Here is an 8,683-nt window from a genome sequence, read left to right on the forward strand (position 1 = left end):
ATTATTTAACTGTACGATAATGAACAGTTGGTGTACGTTAATGAACATTATCAAAAGAAAAAGTAAGTATAAAAAGGAGTATTTTTAGTGAAAAAAGAAGGGCGGATCCTCATTGTTGATGATGATGAAGATATATTAACGGCAGGAAAACTATTACTAAAACGCCAGTTCTCACATGTTAGTACCTGTAATTTACCTGAACATATACCTACTTTTATAAGCACCCAACATTTTGATGCTATTTTACTGGATATGAATTTTGGTCCAGGAGAAAGCTCAGGCAAACAAGGATTTCATTGGTTAAAAAAAATATTAGAAATAAACCCGCAGAGTGTGATCATTATGATCACGGCCCATGGTGGCGTTGATGTGGCGGTTGAAGCAATGAAATTGGGGGCAACAGATTTTATTTCAAAACCTTGGCAAAATGAAAAAGTCATCGCTACAGTTTCAACGGCTGTTTTATTAGGCCAAAGCCGTTGTGAAACACAAAGTTTACGGGCTGCAAATCAAGTCTTAGTACAAGACAATAACCAATTGAATCAACAAGAAATTATTGCCCAGTCAGATGAGATGCTTAAAATCCAAACATTGCTCCAACATGCAGCCCCTACAGATGCAAATATACTAATTTTGGGAGAAAATGGTACCGGAAAGGAGCTTATTGCAAGAGATCTTCATCAAAAAAGTTTGAGAGCACACAAAGTTTTTATGTCTGTAGACTTAGGCGCCATTTCTGAAAGTTTATTTGAAAGTGAATTATTTGGTCATAAAAAAGGTGCTTTTACCGGGGCACATCATGATCGTATTGGTAGGTTAAAAGCAGCTGATGGGGGCACTTTATTTCTTGATGAAATTGGTAACTTACCATTGCATTTACAAGCAAAACTTTTAACTATTCTTGAACAAAGAAAAGTGACACCACTGGGCGCTAATGAAGCTGTGCCATTTGATGTCAGAGTGGTATCTGCGACTAATATATCTAAAAATGATTTAAAAACAGATGCTTGCTTTCGCCAAGATTTGTTATTTCGATTGAATACAGTAGAAATTAATTTACCACCATTAAGAAAACGAATACAAGATATTGAACCAATCGCTCAATATTTTATTTCCCTTTATAGTAAAAAATATCAAAAACCAGAAAAAGAATTAGATAATGATGCGCTCATCGCTATCAAATCTAATTCTTGGCCGGGCAATATCAGGGAATTGCGCCATGCAGTCGAACGCGCTGTTATTCTAAGTCAAACTCATAAGTTTACCTGCCATGATTTTCAGATTGAAACAGTAAATAAAAATCACATTGAAAAACATAATGTTATTAAAGATGAACCGACTGAATTACCGCAAGACCTTAATTTAGAGGTAATTGAAAAACAGGCTATCTCGCAGGCATTAAAAAAACATCGTTATAATATTAGCCATACAGCAAAAGAGCTGGGGTTAACACGTGCAGCTTTATATAGAAGGATGGAAAAGCATGGGCTTTAAACGATTTTCATTACTGATAGTTATTCGTACAGTTTTTGCTATAGCGACAACGATTGCTCTCACATTAACGATTACACAGCCTGGTTATCATGCAACGAGTATAGTGTTGTTATGTGTAGTGTTGTTTCAATTTATAGAAATTATTAAGTTTACTTCAAAAACAAATGCGGAATTAATTCGCTTTTTTGATGCAGCTCGTCATGGCGATTATTCACAAAATTTTGATTTTAAAGCTGTTGGCACTGGCTTTGATGAATTAGGTGCTGCTTTTAATGATATTTTGTCTAAAATGAATTCTGCGCGGGTAATACAAGAAGAAAAGTTACGCCATATAAAAGCGATTGTTGAACATGTGCCTGTACCGCTGATCAGCATTTACCATGATGGTAAGGTAATGCTTTGGAATAATAGTGCCAGGCGATTATTTGGTTTGAATAAGATTGTTAATCTTGATGATTTTAAGAAGTTCGGTGGTGACTTTTATAAAAGCCTTCAAAATATTGTTGCAGGAGAGCGGCGTTTAATTAATGTTAATATTGATGATATGGAACATCGTTTAATTATTTCAGCAACTGAAATCATTATTGCTAAAAGACAGGAAACCTTGCTGAGTATGCAAGATATTCAAAATGAATTAGCGGTGGCACAGTTGCAGGCATGGCAAGATTTAGTGAGTGTTTTAACACACGAAATAATGAATAGCATTACACCTGTCGCATCACTTGCAAAAACAGCGGTTGATTTAGTTGAAGATGTAAAGTTGAAAACACAAAACGCACCTGAAATAACAGAGGAATTAGACGATGTTTTGGGAGCTGTGCAAACAGTTGCAAGACGAAGTGATGGATTAATGCAGTTTGTGAGCAGCTATCGTCGTTTAACTAGGTTACCTAAACCAAATAAAAAACCAACAAATCTTGTCACTTTGTTTGAACATGTAAAATCATTAACAACACAAAACTGGCAAGAGAACAATATCACCTTCCATATGAATATAAAACCAACGGGGTTGGACTTGTGTGTTGATGTAGACATGATAGAACAAATATTAATTAACCTACTACAAAATGCGGTTCAGGCGGTATCTCATGTTTATGATGCGCAGATTGATATGATTGCATTTTTAAATTCTAGAGGGCATGTTGTGATTGAAGTGGCCGATAATGGCGAAGGAATACCAGATGATATCGCTTCGCAAATATTCGTGCCCTTTTTTACAACTAAGAAAGAAGGTTCAGGTGTTGGGTTAGCATTAGCTCGTCAAGTTATGTTAGCCCATGAAGGTAAAATTTCTGTGCGGGACAATGAAGAGGGGGGGGCGACATTTAGTTTAACTTTTTAACTTATGCTTTAGGTTTTCTAAGATAAATACACTGCCACCAATTGCACCTAATAAATGTGCTTCTATGGCGACTCTGGCATCGATTAATATACCTACATCTGCATTTGGACCATTATACTGCTCCCATAAAACTTTAAGCCATACACCTAAAAACAATACATAGCCTGATTTCATTCCTACTTGAATATCTTTTAATGCACCAAAAATAATCACCCCATGTAATAAACCACTCAAACCAGTATAAATATGGGTTTCTGGATAAAAAAGATATAAACCTATACCACAAAATAACCCGAGAAATATGACATTAAATAAATATCTTCTAGGGCTTGTATGCTCTGCATGTAATGCCCAAATAAGTAAAATACCACCACAATTTAAAAGTAAGTGATACCAATTAGAGTGAACAAGTTGGCCTGTTAATAACCGCCAAAACTGTCCTTGCGTTATTAAAGAACGGTCAAATTCTAATACGGGATTTAAGGCAAATAATGCAAATAAAAAACTTAATACGCTAAGGGTAAGTGGAGGGAGAATATATTTTTTATTTAATGGTAAATCTATCATTGTGGTCCAAAAAAAGCGTAAATTACTATAAAGTTTTGCTTATTCTGCCTCTTTCACATTAATATGCAATTATCAGTTAAAAATAAAATGAAATGATGAAAAAAATAACTTCGTATTTATTAGCATTAAGTCTTCCATTGTTCCTTATTACACACAATGTAACAGGTAAAACAAAAAGGGAAGATAGAGAGCCTGAGGCTGCAACCGGATTTCATTTAAAAAAAGCAGCACAAGGTCAAAAATTTATGGTCGCGGCTGCAAACCCTTATGCAGTAAAAGCTGGACAGACTATTTTGGCACAAGGTGGGAGTGCGATTGATGCTGCAATTGCCGTTCAAGCTGTGCTTACTTTAGTTGAACCACAATCCTCAGGGATAGGCGGTGGCGCATTTATAATGCACTTTGATAAACAGACGAATAATTTAACAACCTTTGATGGACGTGAAACCGCACCCGAAAAAGCCTCTTCAGAGTTGTTTTTAGACAAAAGTGGTAAAGTAACGCCTTGGATCAAAGCAGTTGTTGGTGGCCGTTCTGTGGGTGTGCCTGGTGTATTAGGTGCACTTGCCAAAGCACATAAAACACAAGGGCTATTACCTTGGAAGACATTATTTTTACCCGCAATTGAATTGGCTCAAAATGGTTTTATTGTATCACCGCGCCTTGAAATGCTTTTAAGTAAAAAGTTTAATCCGGGTGTTCACCAAATGCCTGGTACAAAAGAGTATTTTTTTCCTAATGGTGAAGTGATAAAAGCTGGAACAAATAAGAAAAACCCAGATTTAGCACACTTTTATAAACAGCTTGCAAATGAGGGCATTAAAGCATTTTATTTTGGTGAGAATGCAAAAAAAATAGCAAATAAAGTTCAAAACTCGGTTATAGCACCTGGGTTATTAACCGTTAAAGATATTAATCACTACGTAGCAAAGCAAAGAGAGGCTGTTTGTGCGCCGTATCATGAATATAAAGTGTGTTCTATGGGGCCTCCAAGTTCAGGTGGGGTTGCTTTATTGCAAATATTAAGGTTGCTTGAAGATAAAAATATGTCTCAATATGGTGTTAATGATGTAAAAGCATTACATTATTTTACCCAAGCTTCTCGTTTAGCTTTTGCTGATAGAAATGTTTATATGGCAGATCCTGACTTTGTAGATGTGCCTGTTAAAGCTTTATTAGCACAGCAGTATATTACTGAACGGGCTTCATTGATCACCCAAAAAGATATGGGGTTGGCTATTGCTGGTCAGCCAGTTAAAACTTTAGCATATGCGATTGATGATGCATATGAAATGCCTTCTACAAGCCATATATCCATTGTAGATAGTCAAGGCGATGCTGTTTCTATGACAACATCAATCGAAATGGCCTTTGGCTCCACCTTAATGGTGAACGGGTATCTATTAAATAATCAATTAACTGATTTTGCTTTATCTCCGACAAGAAATGGCTTGCCTGTGATCAATCGTGTACAAGGTAATAAACGTCCAAGAAGTTCTATGTCACCGGTTATGGTATTTAATAAAGATGGTAGTTTAAGATTAGTCATTGGCTCCCCTGGTGGCAGTCGAATTATTAACTATGTTGCACAAGCTGTTGTTGGGGTTTTAGACTGGGGGCTAAGCGCACAAGATGCGATTAATATGCCTAGGATCACTAATCGTAATCGTTATACTAGTTTAGAAAAAGAGACTCAATTAGAACATAAAAAATTGGCGTTTGAAAAACTGGGTCATGAGGTGAAAATAGTCAATTTAAATTCAGGTATTCATGCTGTTGAATTGCTGAATGGCAGATTATATGGCGCAGCAGACCCTAGGCGTGAAGGTATTGCAATGTCTGAGCTAAATTAATTTATTCAATAACAGATTTAATCCAATGCCTATGCCATTGTAGTAACTCGGTAATAGGTTTTGGTTTGCTGATCAAATAACCTTGTAGCAATATATTTTTATTGTAGCTTTGTAAAAACTCTAACTCCTCAAATGTTTCAATACCTTCAGCGACTAAATCAATATTTTGCTTATTTGTTAAGCTAACAAGGGCATTTACGATTGTTTGTGAAAAAAGATCATTGTGCAGCTCACAAATCAAACTCCGATCAATTTTAATTTCTGTGAAGGGCAATGTTCTTAACTGATTCAAGTTTGTAAAACCTGTGCCAAAATCATCTAAAGAAACACCAAAACCTCTTAGTCTAAGTCGGTTAAGTGTTTCTAATTGCTTATCGTTCGCGAGCGCATGTTCTTCCGTAATTTCTAATATAACTTGATCTGGTTTCATGTTATAAACATCAAGAATTGTCTCTAGCTTATCAGGACAATCTAAGTCAGTTAATTGAGTTGATGAAAGGTTAATTGCTGTTTTAAAATCATGATCTAATGTTTCTACTAGGCGTTGGTGATCTGCCGATGATTTTTCAAACAACTGAAAGGTAAGTAAATTAATTAAATCATACTTTTCTGCTGTTGGAATAAATGCACTTGGAGGAATAGGGAATGAATCTTGCGGTCTGACAATTCTCGCCAGCACTTCAATACTCGATACCCTGTTGGTTTTACTATCTATTTTAGGCTGGTAATGAGGTGTGATCTGGTTTTCGGTGATGGCATCTATTAATTCATCTTCCGTTAATGCTAGTGTTGAATGTGTTCCCTTTCGTAAAAAAGTATGTAGTTTATCTAGTTCGTATAAAAGACCATCTAAAGTAATAGGTTTACTTAAGTTTCCTATAAGATGTGTCATTTGTGCTTTTGCAAGTTCACAGGCTAAAGATATAACACGAGGGTCCATCTCTGAAACTATGATGATCCCCCCTTGATAATTTTGTTGACCAAGGCAGCGTATAAGTCCCATACCATCAATATCGGGCATATTTAAATCGGTAAAAATAACATCGTAATGTGTTTTTTTAATTTGCATTGATTCAATCACAGCAGCAGCACTGATAAATACACTAATATTGTTATAACCTAGTTCTTTTAAGTTAGCTGCAAGCATCATTAAAATTGCGTGGGAGTCGTCGACGAGGGCGATATGAATATTAAAGCGTTCCATATTGCTAAGTCCTTTATCCATGTAATATAGAAAGATTAGTATCTGTATATAAAATAGCCAAGTTAAAGTTTAGGTATTTTAACTTTAAACTATTAAAGCTATAAAACGAGTGTGTCGGCTCAGTTCTGCATGTTTAAATTTTGCTTTATACAGAAGTACTTCTGTAGCAAAAATGTTTATTCAAAGTTAACAGAAGCTTAGATGTTATCTTTACTGGTCTGTTGTGCAGATAATTGATTGCAATTTTTTATATAATCATAATAATTAACTATTGAATAATAATCATCAAATACGCCAGAGAAACAATGAATAATAAAAACTACTTATACATCCCTTACGCAGGTCCAACTCTGTTAGAAACTCCGTTATTAAATAAAGGTAGTGCATTCACTGAGCGAGAAAGAGAAAGCTTTAATTTAACCGGTTTATTGCCTCCGCGTTATGAAACGATTGAAGAGCAAGTAGAGCGATGTTATCAGCAATATACTAAATTTGATGAAGATTTAAATAAACACATTTATTTACGTGCTATTCATGATAATAACGAAACATTATTTTACCGTTTAGTGCGTGATCACCTAGAAGAAATGATGCCTATTATTTATACGCCAACGGTTGGTGATGCGTGTGAGCAGTTTTCAGATATATACCGTAGCTCACGTGGTTTATTTATTTCATATGAAGAGCGTCATCAAATTGATGATATTTTACGAAATGCGACAAAAAATAGTGTTAAGGTCATTGTTGTTACGGATGGAGAACGTATTTTAGGTTTAGGTGATCAAGGGATTGGTGGTATGGGGATACCAATTGGTAAGTTATCTTTGTATACCGCATGTGGTGGAATCAGTCCTGCATATACGTTACCTGTGATGTTAGATGTTGGTACTAATAATGAAAAACTGTTAAATGATCCTATGTATATGGGCGCACGTCATAAACGTATCAATCAAGATGAATATGATGAGTTTGTTTATTTATTTATTAATGCAATAAAACGTCGCTGGCCTAAAGTGTTATTACAGTTTGAAGATTTTGCGCAACCAAATGCAATGCCTCTATTAAAACGTTATAGAAATGAAATATGTTGTTTTAATGATGATATTCAAGGAACAGCTTCAGTGACTGTGGGTTCTCTTTTGGCTGCATGTCGTGTTAAAGATGTAAAGCTATCAGATCAAAAAGTTGTATTTGTTGGTTCAGGCTCTGCTGGTTGTGGTATTGCAGAACAAATTATCAGCCAAATGAAGAGTGAAGGTATCACTGAAGAACAAGCACGTAGTCAGATATTCATGGTTGATCGTTTTGGGTTATTAAGTGAAGGCATGACTGGTTTACGTGATTTTCAAGCTGCATTAATTCAAAATAAAGAAGCACTTAAAAATTGGAGTTTTAGCGGTGAGTTTGCATCATTATTAGATGTAATGCATTGTGCTAAACCTGATATATTAATAGGCGTTTCTGGTCAACCTGGTTTATTTACTGAGCAAGTGATCAGAAGTATGCACCAAGGTTCTGATAGACCAATTATTTTTCCTTTAAGTAACCCATCAAAGCAAGTTGAAGCAACACCACAAGATGTTATTACTTGGACACAAGGCCAAGCGATTGTGGCAACAGGTAGCCCATTTGCCCCATTTGAGTTTGAAGGCAAGGAGTATAAAATTCCACAGTGTAATAATAGTTATATTTTCCCTGGTATTGGTTTAGGTGTTATCTCAGCGAATGCATCTCGTATTACTGAGTCTATGCTAATGGTAACAAGTGAAACTTTAGCTGCAAGTTCACCACTTGCAAACACCGGAGAGGGAAGCCTGTTACCAGCATTAACTGATATTGAAATTCTGAGTAAAGAAATTGCATTTAAAGTGGCAAAAACAGCAATTGAAGAAGGTGTTGCATTAGAGATTTCAGATGAAGCGATTAAAGCTTCAATAGAAAAGAATTACTGGTTGCCTGAGTACCGTAACTACAAACGTCGCAGTATTTAATCACACTTTAATTTTTTAGTTTAAAAAGACTTTTTAGATAAAAGTATGTAAGAAGTCTTTTTAATTCAGCTTTAATATCTAATATCTAGGGGCTGTTGATCTTTGTTTGAATTTTGTGCGTAAGTGACAATCTCGTATAATTCACTTCGCCAAAACCAAACTAAACGAGATTGTCATGCCCCGATTAATGCTCACTGATGAGCTGTGGTCGAAACTAAAAGCTATATTGCTT

6 protein-coding genes are annotated in these 8,683 nt (G+C 35.5%); 4 read left to right on the top strand and 2 right to left on the bottom strand.

What is annotated here, in order from left to right; all coding sequences use genetic code 11:
• Window positions 1–87 precede the first annotated feature (87 nt).
• Both BM088_RS19110 and BM088_RS19115 read left to right on the top strand, forming a co-directional pair.
• On the top strand, window positions 88–1,494 hold the full coding sequence (locus BM088_RS19110; RefSeq protein WP_091988406.1) for a sigma-54-dependent transcriptional regulator: 1,407 nt from the start codon (window positions 88–90) through the stop codon (window positions 1,492–1,494).
• Complete coding sequence (locus tag BM088_RS19115) at window positions 1,484–2,836, top strand: sensor histidine kinase (protein WP_091988408.1); 1,353 nt, start codon at window positions 1,484–1,486, stop codon at window positions 2,834–2,836. Before BM088_RS19110 ends, BM088_RS19115 begins: the two co-directional genes overlap by 11 nt.
• Here BM088_RS19115 and rrtA read toward each other — a convergent pair.
• A complete protein-coding gene (gene rrtA / locus BM088_RS19120; RefSeq protein ID WP_091988410.1) occupies window positions 2,825–3,403 on the bottom strand; it encodes a rhombosortase in 579 nt (192 codons plus the stop codon). The two genes, BM088_RS19115 and rrtA, sit on opposite strands and share 12 nt — an antisense overlap.
• A 95-nt stretch (window positions 3,404–3,498) precedes the next feature.
• Here rrtA and ggt point away from each other — a divergent pair, with 95 nt between their 5' ends.
• Window positions 3,499–5,256 (top strand): gamma-glutamyltransferase, encoded by a 1,758-nt coding sequence (ggt, locus tag BM088_RS19125; protein WP_425439324.1) that lies wholly within the window; start codon window positions 3,499–3,501, stop codon window positions 5,254–5,256.
• 1 nt (window position 5,257) lies between these two features.
• On the opposite strand, the gene BM088_RS19130 is transcribed toward ggt, so the two are convergent.
• Entirely contained in the window at window positions 5,258–6,460 is a 1,203-nt protein-coding gene (locus tag BM088_RS19130; protein WP_091988415.1) for an EAL domain-containing response regulator, read from the bottom strand.
• Between the two features lie 305 nt (window positions 6,461–6,765).
• Here BM088_RS19130 and BM088_RS19135 point away from each other — a divergent pair, with 305 nt between their 5' ends.
• Complete coding sequence (locus tag BM088_RS19135; RefSeq protein ID WP_091988418.1) at window positions 6,766–8,451, top strand: NAD-dependent malic enzyme; 1,686 nt, start codon at window positions 6,766–6,768, stop codon at window positions 8,449–8,451.
• Window positions 8,452–8,683 lie beyond the last annotated feature (232 nt).

The sequence above is a fragment of the Pseudoalteromonas denitrificans DSM 6059 genome (assembly GCF_900112265.1).
Taxonomy (GTDB): domain Bacteria; phylum Pseudomonadota; class Gammaproteobacteria; order Enterobacterales; family Alteromonadaceae; genus Pseudoalteromonas; species Pseudoalteromonas denitrificans.